Annotated in this window: 19 protein-coding genes; 6 read left to right on the forward strand and 13 right to left on the reverse strand. The window is 71.4% G+C overall.

What is annotated here, in order from left to right:
• The 4 genes from D7W81_RS20050 to D7W81_RS20065 all read right to left on the reverse strand — a co-directional run.
• Window positions 1–1,390 (reverse strand): sigma-54-dependent transcriptional regulator (locus D7W81_RS20050; RefSeq protein ID WP_147445557.1); only part of this gene is annotated, 1,390 nt, incomplete at its 3' end.
• A 47-nt stretch (window positions 1,391–1,437) separates the two neighbouring features.
• A complete protein-coding gene (locus D7W81_RS20055; RefSeq protein WP_120556988.1) occupies window positions 1,438–2,448 on the reverse strand; it encodes a ParB/RepB/Spo0J family partition protein in 1,011 nt (336 codons plus the stop codon).
• A gap of 60 nt (window positions 2,449–2,508) precedes the next feature.
• Window positions 2,509–3,855, reverse strand: coding sequence for a TldD/PmbA family protein (locus D7W81_RS20060; RefSeq protein ID WP_120556989.1), 1,347 nt, complete (start codon window positions 3,853–3,855; stop codon window positions 2,509–2,511).
• Between the two features lie 9 nt (window positions 3,856–3,864).
• The gene (locus tag D7W81_RS20065) at window positions 3,865–5,346 is read right to left on the reverse strand and encodes a TldD/PmbA family protein (protein ID WP_120556990.1); all 1,482 of its coding nucleotides are present in this window, start codon (window positions 5,344–5,346) and stop codon (window positions 3,865–3,867) included.
• Between the two features lie 289 nt (window positions 5,347–5,635).
• Between D7W81_RS20065 and D7W81_RS20070 the strand changes: the two genes are divergently transcribed.
• From D7W81_RS20070 to D7W81_RS20080, 3 genes are all read left to right on the forward strand, one after another.
• Window positions 5,636–7,585 (forward strand): FHA domain-containing protein, encoded by a 1,950-nt coding sequence (locus D7W81_RS20070; protein ID WP_244227309.1) that lies wholly within the window; start codon window positions 5,636–5,638, stop codon window positions 7,583–7,585.
• Between the two features lie 99 nt (window positions 7,586–7,684).
• Entirely contained in the window at window positions 7,685–9,022 is a 1,338-nt protein-coding gene (locus D7W81_RS20075) for a cyclic nucleotide-binding domain-containing protein (protein WP_120556992.1), read from the forward strand.
• Between the two features lies 1 nt (window position 9,023).
• Window positions 9,024–9,515, forward strand: coding sequence for a hypothetical protein (locus D7W81_RS20080; RefSeq protein WP_120556993.1), 492 nt, complete (start codon window positions 9,024–9,026; stop codon window positions 9,513–9,515).
• A 12-nt stretch (window positions 9,516–9,527) separates the two neighbouring features.
• Here D7W81_RS20080 and D7W81_RS20085 read toward each other — a convergent pair whose 3' ends face one another.
• On the reverse strand, window positions 9,528–11,114 hold the full coding sequence (locus tag D7W81_RS20085) for a tetratricopeptide repeat protein (protein ID WP_120556994.1): 1,587 nt from the start codon (window positions 11,112–11,114) through the stop codon (window positions 9,528–9,530).
• Window positions 11,115–11,258: 144 nt separating this feature from the next.
• Between D7W81_RS20085 and D7W81_RS20090 the strand changes: the two genes are divergently transcribed.
• Complete coding sequence (locus D7W81_RS20090) at window positions 11,259–12,227, forward strand: homoserine kinase (RefSeq protein WP_120556995.1); 969 nt, start codon at window positions 11,259–11,261, stop codon at window positions 12,225–12,227.
• Window positions 12,228–12,246: 19 nt separating this feature from the next.
• Here D7W81_RS20090 and D7W81_RS20095 read toward each other — a convergent pair whose 3' ends face one another.
• The 3 genes from D7W81_RS20095 to D7W81_RS20105 all read right to left on the reverse strand — a co-directional run bounded on the left by D7W81_RS20095 (window position 12,247) and on the right by D7W81_RS20105 (window position 15,734).
• On the reverse strand, window positions 12,247–12,717 hold the full coding sequence (locus D7W81_RS20095; protein WP_120556996.1) for a nuclear transport factor 2 family protein: 471 nt from the start codon (window positions 12,715–12,717) through the stop codon (window positions 12,247–12,249).
• Between the two features lie 73 nt (window positions 12,718–12,790).
• Window positions 12,791–13,318: an SRPBCC family protein gene (locus tag D7W81_RS20100; protein ID WP_120556997.1), complete on the reverse strand. Its 528-nt coding sequence runs from the start codon at window positions 13,316–13,318 to the stop codon at window positions 12,791–12,793.
• Between the two features lie 52 nt (window positions 13,319–13,370).
• The gene (locus D7W81_RS20105; protein WP_208721387.1) at window positions 13,371–15,734 is read right to left on the reverse strand and encodes a gluzincin family metallopeptidase; all 2,364 of its coding nucleotides are present in this window, start codon (window positions 15,732–15,734) and stop codon (window positions 13,371–13,373) included.
• Window positions 15,735–15,759: 25 nt separating this feature from the next.
• Here D7W81_RS20105 and D7W81_RS20110 point away from each other — a divergent pair, with 25 nt between their 5' ends.
• Entirely contained in the window at window positions 15,760–16,161 is a 402-nt protein-coding gene (locus D7W81_RS20110; protein ID WP_043321926.1) for a TIGR02266 family protein, read from the forward strand.
• The gene (locus D7W81_RS20115; RefSeq protein WP_208721388.1) at window positions 16,158–16,709 is read left to right on the forward strand and encodes a DUF192 domain-containing protein; all 552 of its coding nucleotides are present in this window, start codon (window positions 16,158–16,160) and stop codon (window positions 16,707–16,709) included. Before D7W81_RS20110 ends, D7W81_RS20115 begins: the two co-directional genes overlap by 4 nt.
• Before the next feature lie 15 nt (window positions 16,710–16,724).
• Here D7W81_RS20115 and D7W81_RS20120 read toward each other — a convergent pair whose 3' ends face one another.
• The 5 genes from D7W81_RS20120 to purE all read right to left on the reverse strand — a co-directional run bounded on the left by D7W81_RS20120 (window position 16,725) and on the right by purE (window position 22,068).
• Window positions 16,725–18,503, reverse strand: a complete 1,779-nt coding sequence (locus tag D7W81_RS20120) for a bifunctional diguanylate cyclase/phosphodiesterase (protein WP_120556999.1) — start codon at window positions 18,501–18,503, stop codon at window positions 16,725–16,727.
• Between the two features lie 139 nt (window positions 18,504–18,642).
• The gene (locus tag D7W81_RS20125; protein WP_244227310.1) at window positions 18,643–19,863 is read right to left on the reverse strand and encodes a hypothetical protein; all 1,221 of its coding nucleotides are present in this window, start codon (window positions 19,861–19,863) and stop codon (window positions 18,643–18,645) included.
• 80 nt (window positions 19,864–19,943) lie between these two features.
• Window positions 19,944–20,420, reverse strand: a complete 477-nt coding sequence (ybaK, locus tag D7W81_RS20130; RefSeq protein WP_120557001.1) for a Cys-tRNA(Pro) deacylase — start codon at window positions 20,418–20,420, stop codon at window positions 19,944–19,946.
• Window positions 20,421–20,425: 5 nt separating this feature from the next.
• Window positions 20,426–21,568, reverse strand: a complete 1,143-nt coding sequence (gene purK / locus D7W81_RS20135) for a 5-(carboxyamino)imidazole ribonucleotide synthase (protein WP_120557002.1) — start codon at window positions 21,566–21,568, stop codon at window positions 20,426–20,428.
• On the reverse strand, window positions 21,565–22,068 hold the full coding sequence (purE, locus tag D7W81_RS20140) for a 5-(carboxyamino)imidazole ribonucleotide mutase (protein WP_208721389.1): 504 nt from the start codon (window positions 22,066–22,068) through the stop codon (window positions 21,565–21,567). Before purE ends, purK begins: the two co-directional genes overlap by 4 nt.
• Window positions 22,069–22,204: the final 136 nt, after the last annotated feature.

A 22,204-nucleotide genomic window follows, 5' to 3' on the forward strand; every position in this document is an offset into this window, starting at 1 on the left:
GGGGAGAGGGGGGGCCGGCGGGCGCTTCAGGCCCTCCCTGCTCGCGCTCCAGCTTGCGGTAGATGGTGCGGGCGGCGATGCCCAGCAGGCGTGCGGCGAGCGTCTTGTCCCCCCGGGTGTGGCGCAGGGTCTCGTGGATGACGCGCCTTTCAATCTCCTCCATGGGCGTCCCGATGGGGATGACCAGCTGGCCGGCGGAGCCCAGCGGGCCCTTGCGCACGGACTCCGGCAGGTCGCTGGCCTCCAGCACGTCCGTGCGCGCCAGCACCACGGCGCGCTCCACGGCGTGCTCCAGTTCGCGCACGTTGCCGGGCCACGCGTAGTTCTCCAGCACGTTGAGCGCGTCCGGGGAGAAGCCGCGCAGCACCTTGCCGTTCTTCGCGGAGAAGCGGCGCAGGAACGCCTCCGCCAGCAGCGGGATGTCCTCGCGGCGCGACGCGAGCGCGGGCACGCGGATCTCCACCACGTGCAGGCGGTAGTAGAGGTCCTCGCGGAAGCGGCCTTCGGCGACCTCCTTCTGCAGGTCCTTGTTGGTGGCGGCGACGAGCCGCACGTCCACCTTCACGGTCTGCGTGCCGCCCAGCCGCTCCAGCTCTCCCTCCTGGAGCACGCGCAAGAGCTTCACCTGCGCGGAGAGGGGCATCTCGCCCACCTCGTCCAGGAAGAGGGTGCCGCCGTGGGCGCGCTCGAAGCGGCCCTCGCGCCGGGTGACGGCGCCGGTGTACGCGCCGCGCTCCACGCCGAAGAGCTCCGCCTCCAGGATGCTCTCCGGGATGGCGCCGCAGTTGACGGCGATGAAGGCCTGCTTCGCCCGGGCGGAGTGCTCGTGCAGCGCGCGGGCGGCCAGCTCCTTGCCGGTGCCGGATTCGCCCAGGAGCAGCACCGTGGCGGTGGACGGCGCCGCCTGGCGGATGGTGTCCAGCATGGCGCGGAAGGCGGGGGACTGGCCCACCATGGCGCGCCCGCCCGAGGGGTTGATCTCCGCGAGCTTCGCCTTGAGGGAGGTGTTCTCCTGGACGAGCGCCTGCTTCTCCAGCGCCTTCTGCACGGCCTTCACCAGGGCGTGGCGCTTGAGCGGCTTGGTGATGAAGTCGTAGGCGCCGTCCTTCATGGCGGCCACGGCCGTCTCCACCGTGCCGTAGGCGGTCATCAGCACCACCTCCACGTCCGGGCGGATGGCGCGGCTGGCCTTGAGCAGCTCCTGGCCGTCCATGCCGGGCATCATCAGGTCGGTGACCATGACGCTGACTTCGGGGCGCCGGAGCATCTCCAGCGCCTCCGTGCCCTGCGCGGCGGACAGCGTGGCGAAGCCTTCCCGCTGGAAGATGCGGGCAACGGAATCAAGGTTGGCGCGGTCGTCGTCGACGACCAGGACCGTGGGAGATGTCATGGGAGTGCGGGGCCTCTCTCAACACAGCCCTGCAATCCCCATTCCCTTCAGGTCCCCTCTTCATCCGGTTCCATGGGGCCGCCGCCCATGCGGCCAATGTCCTCGCGGCGCACCTTGTCCACGTTGAAGCGCCGGGCGCTGGCCAGCATGCGGCTCACCGTGGCGTCGAAGGTGGGAGGCGGGCCGTCCTTGCGGAAGCGCAGGAAGTTGAGCCGGGCGACGACGAAGTTCTTGAGGTAGGGGCTCTGGAGGCCCCGCTCCTTGAGGGCGGAGACGATGGCCACCACCGCGTCATCCAGCTCCAGCAGCCGCTCCGCCTGGGCGTCGCGCACGGCGATGGCTTCCGGCAGGGGCGCGTCCTGGAAGCCGTCCACCACCTTGACGAAGGGGTGGTAGGCGCCCGCGGAGAAGCGGGGGCGCTTCTCGTAGGCGGCGCCCAGGGTGAGGAAGGAGGGCTCCTCGAAGAGGTGGGCGAAGGCGGACTCCTTCCCCGGCCGGTTCGCGCCCACCAGGCCCCGCGCCATGCGGATGACCTCCAGCGAGCGCTCCTTCAGGTTGTGGGCCTTCTCCGTGTTGAGGGCGAGGATTTGAAAGGCCACGTCCTCTTCGGGCAGCAGCAGCGCGACGATGGACTTCGCGCCCAGCATGCGGCTGGCGTTGAGGCGGTGGTTGCCGTTGGGCGTCCAGTAGCGGCCCTCCACGCGCACGGCGATGACGGGGTCCAGGAACCGGTCCAACCGCTCCATCGCGGTGGCCAGCCGCTTGACGTGGGGCTCTGACAGGTCGCGCTGGTAGGGCGTGGGCTCCACCTTGTCGATAGGGAGCACGGCGAAGACGACGGGGTGGCCGCCCAGCGGGTCGCGGTAGACGGAGAGCACCTCGCCGCCGTCCTCGCGCACCGCCTGGAGCAGTTCGTCCGGGAAGGCCACGGCCTCGCTGGCCACTTCACGGGGGCCCAGGCCCCGCGACTTCGGTTCGGCCTTCTTGCGGCGCGGCTTGCGCGGCGTGGCCGACTTCGACTTCGCGGGGGCGGACTTGCGGGCGGACTTCGCGGCCATGCGGACGGACCTCATTCCGTAGGAAGAGGCCCGCCAGCGTAGGCGACCGCGTACGGCTGGCTATGCGCCTGAGACGGTGAGCTGTCGGAAGCGGACAGTGGGCGCGCCCACGCTGCCGCCGCGGAACTGGAGGTCGCTGCCCACCGCGTCCACGTCCTTGAGCATCTGGAGGAGGTGGCCCGCGACGGTGACCTCCTGTACCGGGTGCGTCAGCTCACCGTTTTCAATCCAAAGGCCGTTGGCCCCGCAGGACATGTCCCCGGACACCGGATCCGCGCCGTGGCCCAGGAGGGCGGTGACGTAGAGCCCCTGGGGCACTTCCCGGATGAGCTCCTCCGGCGTCTTCGTGCCCTTCTCCAGATAGAGATTGGTGGTGCCGATGCCGGGCAGCGCGCTGTAGCCGCGCGACGCGTTGCCGGTGGTGCGTGCCTTCGCCTTGCGCGCGGTGAAGGCGTCGTAGAGGAAGCCGGACAGCACGCCCCCATCCAGGATGGGCGTGCGGCGGGTGGGGACGCCCTCGCCGTCGAAGGGCGCGGTGGCCAGGCCCCGGGGCAACAGGCCGTCATCCACCAGCGTGACGTGCTTGCCCGCCAGCCGCTTGCCCACGTGGGGCGCGAGCACGCTGGACTGCTGGTAGACGGCGTTGCCGTTGGCGGCCTGGGACAGGTTGCCCACGAAGCTCGCGGCCACCAGTGGGTCGAACACCACGGGCACCTGCTGCGTCTTCACCGGCTTCGCGCCCAGCATGCGCACGGCGCGCTTCGTGGCCTCGCGGCCGATGGACTCCGGCGACTCCAGGTCGTCCAGGAAGCGCTTGTAGTCCAGCCAGTAGCCCGTCTGGAGCTGCCCGTCCTGCGACGCCACCGGCACCGCGACGAGGTACACGTACGTGCCGGAGTAGCCCCCGGACGCGCCCTCGCTGGACGCGAGGTACACCTCCGCCACGAAGTCGCCCGCGGACACGGAGTCGAACGTGGCCACGCGTGAGTCCTGGGCCCGGCCCGCGCGCTCCGCCTCCAGCGCCGCGTTGATCTTCCAGTCTCCGGGCAGGTTCGCGACCTTGGGGTCGAAGAGGGCGCCGGTGTCGCCGCGCTTGCCCAGGTCCTTCGCGCCGGGCAGGCCGTTCAGCTTGCTGGGCGCGGCGGCCTCCGCCAGCTGCACGGCCAGGTCCACCACGCGCTCCAGTCCTGCGGTCGTGAAGTCGGACGTGTACGCGAAGCCCAGCCGGTCCTTCACGATGACCCGCACGCCCACGCCCTTGCTGGTGGCCTCCGTGAGGTCCTCAATCTGCCCTTCGCGGACGCGCACGCTGCTCGTGCGGCCCACCTCCAGGTACGCCTCCGCCTGCTTCGCGCCCTTCTTCACGGCGCGCTGGACGATCTTCTTCGCGAGCTGTTCGTAGTTCACGGTGTCCCCTCAGCCGACCTTCGTTCCGCCCACGGTGACGTTGTCGATGCGCACGGTGGGCAGGCCCACCCCCACGGGGAGCATCTGCCCGTCCTTCACGCAGATGCCCATGCCGGGGTCCGGCATCGGGTCGCAGCCCACGCGGCTGATGTTCTTGAGCGCCTCCGGCCCCACGCCAATGAGGATGGCGTTCTTCACCGGCCGGCCCAGCTTCCCGTCTTCAATCTGGTAGGCCTCGCTCACCTCGAAGACGAAGTTGCCGTTGCTGATGTCCACCTGGCCTCCGCCGAAGGTGGCGCAGTACAGCCCGCGCTTCACCTCCTTGAGGATGTCCTCCGGCGCGTGGTCCCCGGGCGCCAGGAAGGTGTTCGTCATGCGCGGCAGGGGCAGGCTCTTGAACGACTCCCGCCGGCCGCTGCCCGTGGAGCGCTGGTTCATCAGCTTCGCGTTGAGCTGATCATAGAGGTAGCTCTTGAGGACGCCGTTCTCGATGAGGACCTTGCGCTCGCCCGGCACGCCCTCGTCGTCGATATTGATGGAGCCCCGCGCGCTGGACACCGTGCCGTCGTCGATGACCGTCACCAGGTCGGAGGCCACCTTCTCCCCCAGCTTGCCCGCGAACAGCGACGTGCCCTTGCGGATGAAGTCCGCCTCCAGGCCGTGGCCCACCGCTTCATGCAGGAGGATGCCGCTCCAGCCCGGGGCCAGCACCACCGTCTGCGGCCCCGCCACGCAGTCCACCGCGCCCAGCGTGGCGACGGCCTGGCGCGCGGCCTCCTCGGCCACGGACTCCGGCGTCACGCCGTCCCAGTAGCTGAAGGACACCCGGCCGCCGCTGCCGTACATGCCGGTGCGCCGCTCGCCGTTCTTCCCCAGCGCCACCACGTGCACGCTCAGGCGGGACTGATCCTGCGTGTCCTCGCTGAAGCGGCCGGTGGTGTTGGCCACCGCGATGCGCCGGGTCTGATCCACGTAGGACGCGTTCACCTGCTGGATGCGCGAGTCGAAGGCGCGGGCGGCCTTGTCCGCGCGGGTGATCAGCGCCGTCTTCCGGGCCACCGCCACGTCCTCCAGCGCCTGGGCGACGCGGTAGTGGCTGGGCACCGGCACGCGCTTGACGGGGTAGGCGCGCTCGGAGCCGCCGCCCTGGGCAATCATGGCCGCGGTGCGCGCGGCACGGACCAGCGCGGCCTCCTCCCAGTCGTCGGACCAAGCGTAGCCCACCTTGGCCCCGGCGATGACCCGCACGCCCACGCCCTGCACCAGGCCCACCTGCGCGCTGCGGATGCGCTGCTCCTCCAACACCACGGCGGTGGTGGACGTGCGCTCCACGTACACCTCCGCGAAGTCCGCGCCCCGGCCCATGCCTTCCGCCAGAAGACGTTCCAGCAGACCGGGGGGCAGGAGCGGGGAGACGGCCGCCTGCCGTGCCGCCGGGGGGGCGAGCTGGGCAGGACGGGCACGCCGGGAGGACGCGAGGACTCGGGGCATGGAGGGGCTCATGGCTCTGGAGGAGACGGAAAGGACGGGAAACCTACATCGGAGACGGGACGGCGTGCGGGCCAACGAACCGCAACGAGCCCGTCTTCCCTGAAAGGAACGGTCGGAGCGCATTCCCACCGTGCGGTGGGCGCTCTAAGATGCTGGCCGCTTCAACCTGGACCCATCCATGCCTCCTCGCCGTCCCTCACCGTCATCGCGTTCAGGCACCGGCCGTTCGGCCGGGGGCGCGACGGCGGATCGCCGACCCAAACCTCCCGCGGGAGGCGGCTCGCGCCGCGTGTCCGCTGTCCCGGACGAGGACTGGTCCGCGCCCGAGTCGGGCGAGGACAGCCAGGAGGGAGGAGATCCGGAGCTGTACGGCGACGCGGAGCCCGTGCGCTCGCGCACCGGCGAGACGCGGGTGGCCTCCATCGACAGCGTGCGTCCGGAAGAGGAGGAGCCCCCCGAGGAGGAGGACAACTCCGAGACGACGCGCGCCGGCCCGCCGGTGATGATGCTGGTGCTGGACGGCGTCGACAAGGGACGCAAGAAGCGCTTCAAGGGCGTGCGCATGGTGGTGGGGCGCAGCAACGACTGCGACTTCGCCTTGAAGGACCAGACCGTGTCCCGCCGCCACCTGGAGCTCGTCTACGGCGAGAGCGGCGTGGTGATGCGCGACCTGGGCGGCATCTCCGGCACCCTGGTGAACGACCAGAAGGTCGACGAGTGCATCCTCAAGCACGGGGATGAAATCTCCGTGGGCAAGACGCGCCTGCGCTTCGTGGACGAGGGCGAGCTCATCAAGGAGATGCGCGCCAAGGCCGAGTCCGGCGAGGCGGACGAGGAGAAGAAGGAAAAGAAGGAGGAGAAGAAGGACCCGCGCCTGGATGAGAAGACCAACGCGAACTACAAGCTCGCGGACCTGATGCGCGACGAGAAGGCGCGCAAGACGGGCGTGCCCCGTCCGCGCCCGGTGCGCTCGTCGGCGCGCGAGGGCTTCAAGCCGACCTTCAAGATGAAGGTGGGCGCGGCGGTGGGCGGCCTGCTGCTGCTCATGCTGATCCTGGGCCTGGCGCTGTCCAAGGGCAGCCAGCCGCCGCCCAAGGTGGTGGACCCCAACCTGGTGCGAGCCCAGGAGCTGATGCAGCGCGCGCGTGACAAGGTGCGCGACGGCGAATACCCGGACGCGGTGCGCTTCGCCCAGGAGGCGGAGAAGCTGCGCGTGGGCATCGACGTGGACGGCGTGGCCAAGGCGGCGCAGGAGCTCCAGGACATCCTGGACTCCTTCCAGGCCGTGCGCGGGCTGATGGCGGAGAACCGCTACCCGGACGCGCGCGCGAAGCTGACCGCCACGCCGCAGAGCAACGTGGCGGCGCGGCTGGACGGGGAGCGCAAGAAGCTGGAGGAGGAGCTGGAGTCCAAGGAGCAGGCGTACACGCTGAGCCTCCTCGAAACGGCGCTGACGGAGCGCCGGCCGGACGACGCGCGCACCCTCATCCCGGAGCTGCCGCAGGCCACGCGCTACATCTACGAGCAGAAGCTGGCGGACCTGGAGGCGCTGCTGGCCAAGGAGGCGCAGCAGGCCGCGCGTCAGGCCGGCGTCCGGCAGGCGGTGGCGGCGGAGAACGCCAAGCAGCGCCGCGCGGAGTTCGTGGCGGAGGCCTTCCAGGACGTGGAGCGCCGCTTCAACGGCGGGGACTTCCAGCGCGCGACGCTGGAGGTGGACCGGGTGATGGACAAGTTCCGCGGCGAGGCGGACATCCAGGCCCGCGCGCGCAACCTGAAGAAGCTCATCCCCCAGTTCCGCTCCGCCTTCGAGGAAGGCCAGAAGAAGTACGAGAACAACTCGCTGGAGGCGTCCGTGAAGCCGCTGCGCCGCGCGGTGGACGTGTACCGGCAGATTGGCTTCGCGGGCTCGCTGGGTGACACGCTCGACAACGAGCTGGCCTCCGCGTCGGTGGCGGCGGGGCAGGCGGCCTTCAAGCGCAAGGAGTACCCGCTGGCGGGCCGCAGCTTCCGCGAGGCGCTGCGCCTCAACCCGGGTGACTCGCGCGCTCGCGACGGCCTGGATGAGCTGCAGAAGAAGGTGGAGGAGCTGTACCTGTCGGCGTACATCTCGCGCGACCGCGATCCCGCCCTGGCGACCGAGCAGTTCAAGATCGTCATCGAGTCGTCCGCGGAGGGCGCGGACGTGAAGCGCAAGGCGGAGATGGCGCTGAGCGAGCTGCAGAAGGCCGGCGGTTCGTAGCGCGAAGCCAGGGGCCGCCGCCCGGAGGAACGGAGGAGGGCGGCCTCCTTTCATGGACACCTGTCACACCTGTCGTCGTGCGCGGTCTGGAGACACTGGATGAACGAGTCGTCGTTGCGTGAGCTGGGCATGGACCTGTTCGAGGAGCGCCAGTTCGAGCGCGCCCTCGCCGTCTTCGCGGAGGCCGTTCGCCGCGTGCCCGCGGACCACCGCTCGCGCATGCTGGCGTCCCGGTGTCTGGCGGAGCTGGGCGAGCGCGAGCGCGCCGTCACCGCGTACCACGCGTGCGCGGAGGGCTTGCTGCGCCGCGACTACCTCTTGAGCGCCATGGCCGCGTGCAAGCTGGCCCTGGAGCTGTCGCCGAACGAGCGCCGCCTGAAGGAGACGCTCTACCGCGTGCACTCGCGCGCCGCGCGCAGTGCCCCGGGCCGCGCCGCCGTGCCGCCGCCCCTGCCGCCGGAGCACCTGTACGACGGCAAGGTGGACACGGACCTGATGGGCCTCGTGGGCGAGGAGCTGTCCAACCGCGCCATTGAAGTGCTGGCCGCGCCGGACACCGGCGGCAACGCGGATCCGCAGAGCCGTCCGCCCCTGCCGCTGTTCGCGGACCTGGACCGGGACGCGTTCTTCGACCTGGTGGGGCGCATGGTGTGGCGCACCATCAAGCCGGAGGAGGTCATCAGCCGCGAGGGCGAGCCGGATGACCACCTGCACGTGCTCGTCGCCGGAAAGGCGGAGGTGACGCGCAGGACGGACGGCGAGGACCGCACCCTGGGCTTCCTGGGCGGCGGCTCCATCTTCGGAGAGCTGGCGCTGCTCACGGGCGCGCCGCCCACCGCGACGGTGACGGCGGTGTCGGATTCGGAAGTTTTCGAAATCCGCCGCGAGCACCTCAACGCGGTGGCCAAGAGCCACCCGGCGGTGCCGCAGCTGCTGGCGGACTTCGCGCAGCAGCGCATGATGCGCAACCTGATGGCGAACTCGCCCGTGTTCCAGCAGCTGCCGGAGTCCGAGCGGGGCGCGTTCTTCCAGCGCTTCACCTTCCGCGCGCTCCAGCCCGGCGAGCGGGTCCTGGTGGAGGGTGAGTACTCCCAGGGCCTCTTCCTGGTGCTGGCCGGCGAGCTGTCCGTGCAGAAGGAGGACCCGGCGGGCGGCATGGTGACGCTGGGCGTGCTGCGCGAGGGCGACGTGGCGGGGGAGATTTCGCTCCTCACGGGCCTGAGGGCCACGGCCACGGTGACGGTGCAGCGCAAGACGGCGGCGGGCTGGCTCAAGCGCGAGGCCTTCCAGGAGCTGGTGAAGACCTTCCCCAACATCCGCACGTACCTGGAGCAGCTGTCCGACCGGCGCCTGAAGCAGATTGGTGAAGCGCTGCGTCCGCTGGAGATCATCGACGCGGACGACATGATGCTGGAGCCGGAGACCGGGGCCGCTTGAGATGGTGCTGACTCGAGCCCGGGTGGTGAGCGGCATGGCGGCGGTGGCCGCCGCGGCGCTGGTGCTCTTCCTCTGGCCGCGCGAGGAGCCGGGCGTGAAGGACGCCGTCACCCGGCGCATCATCGCGATGACGCGCTCGGCGGAGGAGAAGGACGTCGGCGAGGTGATGGAGGGCGTGTCCGAGCGCTTCAAGACGACGGAAGGCTGGAGCAAGAAAGAGGTGCGCGGCATCCTCACCGCGCAGGTGCTGCGCGGTCAGTGGGTCCGCATCTTCACCACCGACATCGACGTGCAGGAGGTGTCACCCACGCAGGGCGACTTCCAGGCGCGCTTCATCTTCGGCCGCTCGCAGGCGGACAAGCTGGAGGACCTGGCGAGGGAGAGCGTCCTCAACGCCTACTCCATCGAGGGCACCTTCGAGAAGGAGGCCGACGGCGAGTGGCGCGTGGTGAAGGCGAAGCAGCGCCGGTTGGACCCCTCGGAGCTGCTCTAGCCCGTCACCACCTCAGGGCTGCTGGAAGAGGGGCCCGGCCTCGTTGAGCCAGGCCTTGGCCATGGCGGGCTGGCCGCTGGTCTCCAGGCGCTTCTTGATGTCGTTGGCGCGCGTGGCCAACTGATCCGTGGGCGCGCCCTGCGCCCGGGCGCGCACGAGCGCGAAGTAGTGCTGCTGGCACCCGGCGGCGAACTCGCCCTGGGCGAAGAGCAGCTCGCCCAGCGCCGCGTACGCCTCCGGCATGCTGCCCGCGCCCGTCTCCGGGGCCACGGCGGTGAGCAGCTTCCGCGCACCTTCGAAGTCCTTGCGCGCCAGCAGCAGCGACCCCTTGGCGTACTGCGCCCGCGCCAGCCCCACGCCGCGTGCCGCGAGCGCCTTGTCGTAGGCAGCGAGCGCGTCGTCCTGACGGCCGGCCGCCTCCATCACGCCGCCGCGCGAAAGCCAGTACCGGTCATCCCGGTCCAGCGCGGGCACCGCCTTGCCGTCCGCCGTCTGGGCCTTCACCTCGCGGAAGGTCTTCTCGTAGGCGTCCAGCATCGCCAGCGCGCCCTCGCCGTCACCCTGGGCCTGGAGCAGCCGCGCGCCCTCCAGCGTCAAGAGCGGCGCGGTGGGCCGCTTCGCCACGGCCGCCTCGAGTGCCTGGCGGGCTTCCGGGGCGCGCTTCGCCGCGAGCGCACGGCCCCGCGTGAAGAGGGCGTAGTGCTCGTCCGGCCAGGCCTTGAGCGCCGCGTCCACGTGGGTGAGCGCCTCGTCGGGGGCGCCCTTCGCCAGCGCGGCCTCCGCCTGGGCCACCGCCACGCGCGCCTGGAGCGCGGGCGTCAGGTCCTTGCCGCGCGTGCGCACCTCGTCCAGCGTCGCCGTCACGCCGTCCGGAGGCCGCCCCGCGTACAGCTGCGCCAGGGCGGAGGTCACCCGCGCCAGCAGGTGGTCCGGGTTCACGGTGGTGGCGCGCGAGAAGGCCTCCACCGCCTGGGGAAACATCCCTTCGTCGAGCAGCGCTTCGCCGTACGCCGTGGAGAAGCGCGGATCCTTCCAGGCCCCTTCCGCCGCGTGCGCGAAGGCCTGACGGGCTTCGGAGAGGCGCCCTTCCTTCTGCAGCAGCCGCGCCTGGGCCAGCGTGAGCCGGGGGCTGTTGGCGCCCTGGGCCTTGAGCTCCTCCAGCAGCTTCTGGGCCTCCGCCGTCTGGCCCGCGCCCACGAGCTGCAATACCCGGGCGCCGTAGCGTTCACCGGAGCGCGAGCCCAGCGCCTCCGCGCGCTCCAACTGCTCACGCGCCTTCGCGTCCGCGCCGGGCTGGTGGTGCGTGAGCCACAGCTCCGTCTGGAGGTCCGCGGCCAGGGCCCGCGCGTCGCGCGCGTCCGGCGCGAGCGCGAAGAGGGCCTCCAGGTTCTGCTGCGCCATGGCCAGGTCGCTGGGGTTGCCCTTCAGCACCGCGGAGCGCGCCGTGCGCAGGTGCGCGTCCACCTCCTGGCGCACCTGGCCGCGGTGGACGAACCACACGACGGCCGCCGCGAGCAGCACCGCGACGACGCCAATCTGGGCCAGGGCGCTGCCCAGTCCCTCGCGACGCTTCCAGTCACCGTGGCCCGACGTTTCCATGGGGGTGGCCTCACGCGCAAAGATTGAAGATTTTCAGGCGGTGGTGCGAAGTAGGACGGGCCTGGACAGATAGGTCCGGCCCCCCAGGGTGTCAACGGGTGGGGGCAGCACGCACGCGGGGGCGGCACGCCCCGGAGGCACGCCATGGCCGTGTACACGACACTTCCTCCCGAGGCCTTCACCCACGTGGCGGATGTCTGGCGCCTGGGGGCCGTGCGCTCCATCACGCCCATCCCGCAGGGCTCCATCAACACGAACCACCGGCTGGAGACGGACGCGGGCCGGGTCTTCGTGCGCCACACGACGGTGCGCTCCCCGGACGACCTGCGCTTCGAGGCGTCCCTGCTGGAGCACCTGTCCCGCGCGCGCTTCCCCGCGCCCGTGCTGCTCGTGCCGCCGGGGCCCGCGCCGTTCCTGGAGCTGCACGGCGGACGGATCAGCGTCTTCAAGTGGCTGGCCGGCGAGGAGCTCACCCGCGACCGGCTCACGCCGGAGGTGCTGGAGCGCCTGGGGGCCGAGCTGGGCAAGCTGCACCAGGTGACGCAGTCCTTCGGGGGCACGCGCGCGAACCCCTACGGCGCCGGGGTGGTGCGGGGCTGGCTCAACAGCCTGGCCCAGCGGCCGGAGCCGGAGCTGGTGTCGGTGGCGGCGGAGCTGGAGGGCTTCCTCGCCCGCGCGGAAGGCGAGCGCCAGGGACTGGAGCCCCGGGGCGTCATCCACGCGGACCTCTTCCTGGACAACGTGAAGTGGCTGGGCGACCGCGTGGGCGCCTTCTTCGACTTCGAGATGGCGTGCGTGGAGGCCTACGCGCTGGACGTGGCCATCACCCTCAACGCGTGGTGCTTCGAGGGGACGTACCAGCCGGACCTGTGCCAGGCGCTGTTGCGCGGCTACCAGGACGCGCGGCCGCTGTCGGACGTGGAGAAGCGGGCGCTGTACGGCCACGCCCTCTACGGCGCGGTGCGCTTCACCACCAGCCGCATCCGCGACTACCACCTGTCCCCGCTGGGCGCGGACAAGCTCGCGCCCAAGGACTTCCGCACCTACCTGTCCCGCGCGCGGGCCCTGAACGAACTGGGCCCGAAGGGACTGATGGCGCTCGTGGGGGTGTGACGGGAGCGGTCCTTGCCGGCTAGATGCCGGAGAGGATCTTCCACTCGCCGTCGAGCTTCTGGAACACCATCTGCTCCAGCTCCGAGTCCTGCTGGGGCCGGGCGTTGAGGCCGGGCATGCGCCAGGACGCGTTCCAGTAGTAGATGGCGAGGGCGACGTTGTCCTCCTCGCGGAACTCCACGCGGCGGATGTTGAAGTCCACCTTGGGGTTCTGCAGCTTCTGGAAGAGGGCCTGGAGGTGGGGCCCCAGGTTGTCGGCGGTGAGGTCGTCCGCGGTGTCCTCGGTGCCGCCGTCGTCGCGGAACTTCGGGGACACCAGCGCCTGGATGGCCTTCGCGTCGCGGGCCTCCAGGGCGGCGCGGTAGCGCTCCATCACGGAGAGGATGGCACGGGTGTCGTCGGTGTCTTGCAGCTCCGTGCCGGGGATGCGCTTCGGGGCGCACGCGGCCAGGAGGAAGACGGCGCAGAGGGCGAGGAAGCGTTTGTGCATGGCGGGGCCTTATGGGTTCAACCGCATTTGTGTCAACCCATTCCCAGGCCCCGCCGCCCGCCGTGCGCTTTGACTATTTGGCGCGGATGACTTCAGCGATGAAGCGGTTGAGCACGGGCAGCTCGCCGTCGAGGATCTTGAGGCCCTCGGTCTTGATGATGGGCTCCGCGATCATCGCCACGGGCTTGAGCAGGAAGGGCACCTTGAGGGACAGCTCGCCCTCCATCTTGCGCTCCGTCTGGCCATTGCCCAGGTCGCGCAGCTTCAGCACGCCCGTGTTCACCAGCATCTTGGAGATGGTGTGGGAGGTGGGCGTGTTGGTGAACGTGAGCTGCTTGGTGCGCTTGTCGTAGGTGGACGTCTCGATGAAGGCGAACCACTCCGGCGACACCTTCTTGGGGCCCACGGAGGAGATGACGGGCTTGGGGCGGTAGCGCACCTTGCGGTGGACGCGGTCACCGTCGTTGCGCACCTCCTGGGGCTGCAGCTCCAGCAGCACGCCGTGGTGCTGGAGGAGGAACGGGAAGTAGCGCTCGTCGAGGAGCGCGCGCTCCACCTCGTCCACCGTCCCCTGGATGTATTGCGTCTTCTCGAAGTGCATGCCCCGTCACCTTTCCATCAATGCGTGAGTCACTTCCCGCAGGCGCCCGCGTCTAGCGGAAAGCCTGACGCGGCACCAGCGGCCCGCGATAGGTCGTCTGCTCGAAGTCACATCGGGCCAGCCACTCGGAGGCCGCCGCACGGAAGGCGGCCCCGTAGTCTGGCAGCGCGCCCACTTCATGCCGCACGGCGCCGCAGTCGCCCGCCAGGTAGGCGGCTTCAATCTTCAGCCGCGTGGCCTCCCGGCGGATGGCCTCCGGCAGCGCGGTGTCCGCCAGGGCGCGTTGGAGTTGCTCGCCCGCGAGCGCCGGGGCTCCCACCTGGTGCAGCCGCCGTCCCAGCAGGTAGCGCAGCCACGGGTCCTGCGGCGAGGCGAGGAGGGCGCGGTCCAGGAGCAGCAGGCGCAGCTCCTCCTGCGGCGCGCGGAAGTACGCCTCGATGGGCGCGCGGCGCGACGGCGTCTCCAGCGCGGCCAGCTTCACCTGGGCGGTGCGCGTCACCTCCGGCCCGGGGTCCAGCGCGAGCGCGGCCTGGAGGAAGGCGCGCGAGCCCTCCACGTCGTCCAGATGGAGCGCCACGTCCGCGCGGGCCACGGCCACGTCCGCGGCGAGCGCGGGCCGGTCCTTCACCTGGTTCGCGAGCGAGGCCAGCACCTTCGCCGCGTCGGGCCCGCGCTCCAGGGCGTCCAGGGCCACGGCCTGTCCCAGCTGGAAGGACGGCTCCTCCGGCTGGAGCCGGGCGGCGCGCTGGTAGCGGTCGAGCGCGTCCTGCGGGTCGCTCGCGAGCGCGTCGCGGGCGGACTCCGACAGCCGGGCCACCTCGCGGGCGCAGGCGCGGGAGAAGAGGCTGCCGGTGCGGAAGCGGGCGAAGGCGCGCGCGAGCGCGGACGCGTCCAGGGGCAGCGCGTCCAGGGTGCGCTCCCACTCGGTGACGAGCTCGTCCAGGGGACGGCCGTAGGCTTCGTTGAAGTCCGCGTGCGCGTAGACGGCGCGCAGCCGGTCCGCGCCGTAGGTGTCCGCCAGGTAGCGCAGGAACGAGCCCGCCACGGTGTACGCGCGCGCCGGGGCGGACTGGTAGAAGCCCTTGGGCCCCATGAGGTTGCGCATGTCCGGGGCCAGCCCCTGGCGGCGCATGCCCGCGGCCCACTGGTGCAGGGTGAGCTCGCCCTGCACGGGGTCGTCCGCGGCCACCGCGAGCCCTTCAATCACGCCCATCAGCGGCCACACCCCCAGTCGCATGGTGACGCGGAAGAAGCCGGACCCCGCGGGGGCCGCCATGACGTGCGCCAGCTCGTGGTGCAGCGTGGAGTGGGGGAAGGGCTTGTCCTGGATGTGCAGCTCCGTGCGCCAGGGCTTGGCGAACTGGGTGCGGCCGGCGCCCACCAGCTTCTGCTTCTCGTCCTCGGAGCGGTAGAGCCACACGCGCACGCGCTCCGTGGGGGCCACGCCCAGGAAGCGCGACGTCTGGGCGAAGCGGAACTCCAGGTCGCGGGCCATCCGGTCCACGTCCTCGCGGGCCTTTCCGCGCGGGTAGTGCAGGACGAAGTGCTCCGTCTCCCGCACGCCGCCCAGCTGCTCCGCGAGGTACGTGTCGCTCATCCGCAGGCCCAGCTGGGGCGCGCGGGATTCCAGATAGGTGATGCCCAGGGCGCAGGGCAGCACCAGCCCCAGCAGTCCGCCAACCCGAGCGCCCTTCAGCGTCAGGCGCCCGGTGCGCACGTCCAGGAGCGCGAGGGCGAGCCCCGCGAAGACGCCCACCCACAGGAGCGTCTCCAGGCGGAACCAGCCGAGCGCGGCCGTCATCTGGAGGGCCTCGTCGTAGAGCGGGCCGGGCAGGTGGCCCAGGAAGACGTTGAAGGCGAACACCTGGGGCCCGAAGACGATGGGCCACACCGTCACCGCCAGGGAGGCGAGGAGGAGCAGGGCGTACAGGCCGGCCGCGCCGCGGGGGCGGGCCGTCGCGAAGCCCAGGAGCACGCCCGCCGCGGAGGCGATGAGGGCGGAGGGCACGGTGAGCAGGGGATAGAAGCCCGCCAGTTCAAACGGGTCGCACGCGGTGCGAAGGCGGGCGAAGAGCAGGGCGCACACGAAGGGGGGGACCAGCACCCCCAGGTTCAAGAGGGCGCTCGTGCCCAGGGCGCGGCCCACGGCGGTTCCGGGCAGGGCGGAGGCTTCCACCCCAGCGGGCCGGGGGGAGGCGCCGGTGAGGATGCGGCGCTCCTGGTGGGCGGCGGCGATGCCCGTCCCTCCTCCAAGCAGGCCGACGGCGATGGACAGGGCCAGGCCCAGTTCGAAGCCGGGGACCCCGAAGAGGGGGAGCAGGACGAGGGCCGACCCCCCACCGCCAAGCAGCAGCACGGTGGCCAGGACGGCTGGACGGCTCAACAGTGCGCGGGCACGGGGGAGGACTTGCCGCATGGCGTCCCCTATACTCCCCGGCCGCATGTCCGAACAGAAGAGCGGATCCGAACTGCGCACCCATGGTCGTGCGCCCATCGAGCTGAAGGTCGACTACAAGAAGCTCAATTCGTTCTTCGCTGACTACACGAAGAACATCAGCAAGGGCGGTACGTTCATCAAGACGAAGAAGCCACTGCCCATCGGCACGCGCTTCCTCTTCAAGCTGACGGTGCCGCACCGCGAGGCACCCTTCGAGTTGCTGGGCGAGGTCGTCTGGTCCAAGGCCGACGCGGAGGAGCCCGGCATGGGCATCCGCTTCATCTACAGCAGCGAGTCGCAGCGCGTGGACTTCGAGACGCTGGTGGAGCGGCTCATGTCCGACAGCCTGGGCTCCGAGCTGACCGAGAAGCTGCTCAACAAGCCCCTGCACCCCCAGCACCCATGAAGACGCGCCTGACGTGGGCACTGGCGGCGCTGGCCTTCGTGGGCGGCGCGTGTCAGGAAGCGCCCGCCGCGCCTCCGAAACCCGCCGCGCCCGCTCCGGCGCGTCCGAAGTCGAGGGACGTGGCGGCGGAGGACTACGTGATGCCGAATCTGCCGCGCGCGCACGTGCGGCTGAAGGATGCCTACGGAGGTGTGCACCGCGTGGAGGTGGAGGTGGCCGCCACGGGTGAGTCGCGCACGCGCGGGCTCATGTGGCGCAAGTCACTGGCCGCCGGGCAGGGCATGCTCTTCCTCTTCCCGGAGGAGGAGGTGCGCGGCTTCTGGATGCGCAACACGCTCATCCCGCTGGACATGCTGTTCATCACGTCCGAGGGCCGCGTCGTGGGCATCATCGAGAACGCGGAGCCGCGCACGCTGACGAACCGCACGGTGGGCATCCCCAGCCAGTACGTGCTGGAGGTGCCGGGCGGCTGGTGCCAGAAGAACGGCATCGTCCGGGGCGGCACGGCGGAGTTCGAGGGCGTGAGCACCCTCCCCATCACGCCGTGACCCCAGGCGAGGGCGCTACTTCAACGCGCCCGCCTGGAACAGGAACGTGCTGGTGTGCGTCTGCGCGGAGACGGCCTTCACGCGCTTGCGCAGGGCCGCGGCGACAGCGGACAGCTCCGCGGGGTGGGGGTGGGCGGACAGCCCGTGGTGGTCCACCACCGCGAGGCTCAGCGTCACCGGCACCGTGTTGCCCGCCGCGTCCTTCGCGGTGAAGCCTCCGCGCCGCAGGTCCTCCGGCCCGTAGAGCGGCACCTTCTCCGCGTCGAAGCGCTGGCAGAGCGTGCGCAGCACCTCCGGCACCACCGCGTTCGGGCACACGAGCACGAAGTCATCACCGCCCACGTGGCCCAGGTTCGAGCCCTCCGGCAGCAGGTGCAGGCACTCCGACAGGACGCTCGCCGTGTAGCGGATCACCCGGTCGCCCTGGAGGAACCCGTAGCGGTCGTTGTACGCCTCGAAGTGGTCCAGGTCCGCGTAGATGACCGTGAACGCGGGGCCCTGGAGCGCGGCGCGGATCCACCGTTCAATCATCCGGCTGCCGGGCAGGTCCGTGAGCGGATGCGCGCCCGTTGCCGCGTGCTGCTCCAGGTCCGAGGCCCGCGCGATGAGCTGCTTCATCGTCACCGTGCCCAGGAAGTGGCCCTTCGCGTCCGTCACCACCACCGGGTCGTAGACGGACTCAGGGGGACGCCGCATCGCCATGCGCGCCAGCGCCGTGATGGCTGTCGCGTCCTCCACCACCATCAGGGCCTCGCGAGGCCCCTCCGGAAGCGCGGACGCCGTGCTGACGGCGGCGCCTCCGAAGCGCGCGTAGAAGCTCCGCCGCGTCACCACCGCGTGCGGCTGCTCCCCGTCCAGCAACACGACGTGGTCCTCGCCAGGAGTGCGGCGGAAGAGCCGGTCCAGCTCCACCGCCTGCGCCGTCACCGGTGCGCACGGGGGACGGATGATCATGCTGCCCACCGTCTCGTCGTCTTCGTGCTCGCGGTGGTGCAGGGCGCGGATGGCCTCGCGGCAGCGCTCCGCGAAGTCCGCGCCCGGCCGCTGCGGAGAGCTGACGGGCCGCGCCAGCAGGTAGCCCTGCGCGTGCCGGATGCCCAGGCGCAGCAGCACCGCCAGCTCGTTCCACGTCTCCACGCCCTCGGCGATGAGCACCGCGTCCACGCGCTGCGCGAACGCCACCAGCGACTTCACCAGGTGCTGCCGGTACGTGTGCAGGTGGATGTCCCGCACCAGCGCCTGGTCCAACTTGATGAAGTCCGGCGCGCTGTGCACCAGCGTCACCAGCCCCGAGTGCCCCGCGCCGAAGTCATCCAGCGCGATGCCGAAGCCCTGCTCCGCGTACCGCCGCGCGAGCATGCGCAGCTGCTCCGTGTCCTCGAACGTGCTGCGCTCGGTGATTTCCAGCACCAGCTGCTGGGGACTCAGGCCGTGCTGGCGCAGGAGCTCCAGCGTGGACGCGCCGCCAAAGCGCTCGTCGCTCAGCACGTCCGGGCTGACGTTGAAGAAGAAGGGCCCGCGCCGCTGCGCCTCTGGCAGCGTGGCGATGCGGCGCACCGCCGCGGTCCAGCACGCGCGCTCCAGCTCGTAGGTGAAGCCTTCCACCCGCGCGCGGTTGAACAGCTCGTTGGGGGACTCCACCGGGCCCAGGCCTCGTGACAGCACCTCGTGGCCGAGCACCTCGCCGCTGAGCAGATCGACGATGGGTTGGAAGACGGTGGCGACCCTCGGCTCATCTCCGTTCCACAGCCAGGGGGGTGGCGGCGCGGGCTTGCTGGGGGAGGGCAGGCTCATGGCCCCCGAAATGTACCGCGCTCCGGCGCAAGCTTCAGGCCCCCCCTACCACCCGGCAGGGTCGAAATCGAAAGCGGACGCTTGCCGCAGGTGCGCCCGGGGAACTGGGGCGGGAGGCCTCCAGCGGCCCTCCCAGGTCCTATTCCCCCTGAATCCGCTGGATTTCCGGCACCTTGGCGGCCTCGGAGTCCATCGGAGCCGCATCCACGGGCGTCACCGGGGCCGCTTCCACCGGTCCGACCTGGGTCAGCGTCACCTGGGCCGCGACGGCGTCCATCGCCTGGCCTTCCTCTCCCTGGGCGGTCGAGAGGGCGCGGAACCGGCGGGCCATCGAGGCCAGCTCCGCCGCCTTCAGCTGGGCCTGACCGCTGCGCAGCGATAGCAGCGCCACGCGCGCACGCTCCAGCAGGGCCACCTCCGCGCGCAGCCTCGCGAGGATGCGCTCCCGCCGCTGGCGCATGTCCCCCAGCCGCTCCACCTCTTCCGCCAGCGACGCCGCAGCGGCCTCCAGCTGCCGGCGCGCCACCACGTCGGTGCTCGCGCGAGCGCTGCGCTCCAGGCTGTCGCGCTCCGCCTGCAGCTCCGCGGCGGCACGTTCTTCCAGTTGCGCCTCCACGCCAGCCCACTCGGACGCCAGCTCCACCGCGCCCTTCGTGATGCGCGCCAGCGTGCGGGCCAGCTCCTCGCGAGCGGGTTCCCGGGGCAGCTTCGCCAGGGACTGGCCGCATTGGCGGTAGAGGGTCAGCGCGCGTTCGGACTGCGTGAGGAAGTCCCCGGACAACTGGGGCAGCAGCTCCTCCGCGCGCGCCTCCACCGGGTCGGCCGTCAGGCCCAGGTGCGCGGAGATGGCGCCCAGTCCGACGAAGAGGCCCACGATGCCGCCCACCACCGCCGCCGCCAGCAGCGTGGGCGTGGACACGGACGCCAGCCGCACGGACAGGATGTTCGCCACCACGCCGCCCGCCAGCGTGAGCCCCGCGCCCAGCACGGCGCCCAGGCCATAGTGCACGAGGGTGGGGCGGGCCTCCGCGACCTGTCCCTCCTCGCCCAGGTCGTTGAGGCGGGCGCGCACCAGCAGGGCACCCGCGGCCGCGCCACTCGTGGCCACCGTCCACGCGGGCGACAGGCCCAGCCCATAGGGCAGGGCGACGAGCAGCAGCCCCAGGCCACTCAGGAGGCCCCGGTCCCACCGGTCGCCGCGCGCGCAGGCCACCACGACGGCCGCGGGCACCAGCCAGGTCAGCGGCACCGGCATGCCCGCGCGCAGGGTGAGCCACTGCACCAGCCCCGCCCCGGCGCCTGCGGCCAGCGCGCGCGTGACGGTGTGCTCGAAGGCTTCGCGGTGGTGGAATTGCAACACGGCGGCATTCATCGGGACACCCCGGGAACGGCCCCAAGGGCCGGGAATGTCCCTTCGAACGCGCGGCGCGCGAAAAGGGTCTACGCCTTCGGACGTGAAATCGGTCCCGGCTTTCCCTTCGTCACGCGGAGGTAGTCCGCCGGGGCGAGGACGAGCTGCGTCCCGCGCACCCCGGCCGACACGGCGACCGCGTCGAACAGCTCCAGCGTCTCATCCACGAAGACGGGGTAGTCCTTCTTGCCCCCCAGCGCGGTGACGCCGCCCCGGATGTAGCCCGTGAGCGGCTGCAATTCCTTCAAGGGGACGGTGTCCACCTTGCGGTCGCCGGACAGCCGCGCCAGGGCCTTCAGGTCCAGCTCCGCGTTGCCGGGCACCACCGCCATCAACACGCCGGTGCGGTCACCCTTGGCCACCAGCGTCTTGAACACCTGTTCGGCGGGCATGCCCACCTTGGCCGCCACCGTCTCCGCGGACAGGTCGTCCGGATCCACGTCGTAGTCGCGCAAGCTGTACGCGATGCCGAGCGAGTCCAGCAGCCGGGCGGCGTTCGTCTTCATGGGCGTTACATCCCCAGGGCGGTGGCGGCGGCCTTCACGCGCTGGAGCGCGTCCTCGGGCGAGGTGCCCACCGCGGACAGGTGGCCCATCTTGCGCCCCTTGCGCGCGTCGCGCTTGCCGTACAGGTGCAGCCGGACGCCGGGCAGCGCCAGCGCCTGCGCGAACCGGGGGCCGCCTTCCTGCAGCCACAAATCCCCCAGCAGGTTCACGATGGCCGCGGGGCGCACCACCTCCACGGAGCCCAGGGGCAGGTTGCACACCGCGCGCACGGCCTGCTCGAACTGGCTGGTGAGGCACGCCACCTCGGTCGAGTGGAAGCTGTTGTGCGGCCGGGGCGCCACCTCGTTCACCAGGAGCGACCCGTCACCCAGCAGGAACATCTCCACCACCAGCAGACCCTCCACCTTGAGCGCGGAGGTGATGTCGCGCGCCACCTGGGATGCCTGCGACAGCACGGGCTGCGGCAGCGGTCCCGGCAGGAGCGACCACGCGAGGATGCGCTCCTCGTGGTGGTTGAACGCGGGCGGGTACACCGCCAGCTGCCCATCCGGCCCGCGCGCCACCAGCACGGACAGCTCCGCCTTCAGGTCCAGCGCGGCCTCCACCACCACGGAGCGCTCACCCAGCTCCTTCCACGCGACGCCCGCCTCGGCGGCCGTCTTCACCTCGTACTGGCCGCGCCCGTCGTAGCCGCCCTCGCTGGACTTGATGAAGCACTTGCCGCCCAGCGCGGTGATGGCCGCGGACAGCTCCGCCTCCGAGTTCGCCTCGCGCCACGGCCCCAGCGGGAAGCCGCCCTTCGCGAGCCAGGCCTTCTGCCGGCCGCGGTGCTGCACCACCTCCAGCACGGAGGCGCCGGGCCGCATGGGCGCATGCCGCGACACCGCGTTGAGCGTGCCGAGCGACACCTTTTCAATCTCCAGCGTCACCACGTCGCACGAGCGCGCCAGGTCCTCCGCCGCCGCCGTGTCGGAGAAGGACGCGGTGATGCAGCGGTCCACCACGGAGCGGGACGGGCACGCCGAGTCCGGATCCAACGCCTGCACCTGGTAGCCCAGCGTGCGCGCCGCGAGCGCCATCATGCGCCCCAGCTGGCCACCGCCCAGGATGCCCAGCGTGCCGCCGGGAAGCACCATGGGGCCGCTCATCCCGACACCTCGCGCTGCGCCAGCACTTCATCCGTGCGGGCCTTGCGCCACGCGGCCAGCCGCTCGCGCACCTCCGGGTACTTCAGCGCCAGGATGGCCGCCGCGTGCAGCGCCGCGTTGGCGGCCCCCGGCTTGCCAATGGCCTGCGTGCCCACCGGGACGCCCTTGGGCATCTGCACGATGGAGAGCAGCGCGTCGAAGCCGGACAGCACCGTGGTGGGCATGGGCACGCCCAGCACGGGCAACAGCGTCTTGCTGGACACCATGCCGGGCAGGTGGGCCGCGCCGCCCGCCGCGGCGATGATGACGGACAGGCCGCGTCCTTCCGCGCTGGACGCGTACTCCATCATCCAGTCCGGCGTGCGGTGCGCGGACACGACGCGCACCTCGTGCGGGATGCGCAGCTCGGCGAGGATGTCGATCGCCGGTTGCAGGTGTTCGAGGTCGCTTCTGCCGCCCATGATGACCCCGACCCACGGGGTGCTCGCGCTCGCCGCCATGCTTGTCCGCGCCTCCAGTGCGCCCTGCTTCCAGGGGGTGAAGCCTGGAAGAACGCGGAGATAGGGCCACGCGATTCCGGAGGTCAACCGCGAAGATGTGACGTCGCGATGGCGGGCGGGCAGGGGGGCGGGCGCG

This window comes from Corallococcus aberystwythensis (genome assembly GCF_003612165.1).
Lineage (GTDB): Bacteria > Myxococcota > Myxococcia > Myxococcales > Myxococcaceae > Corallococcus > Corallococcus aberystwythensis.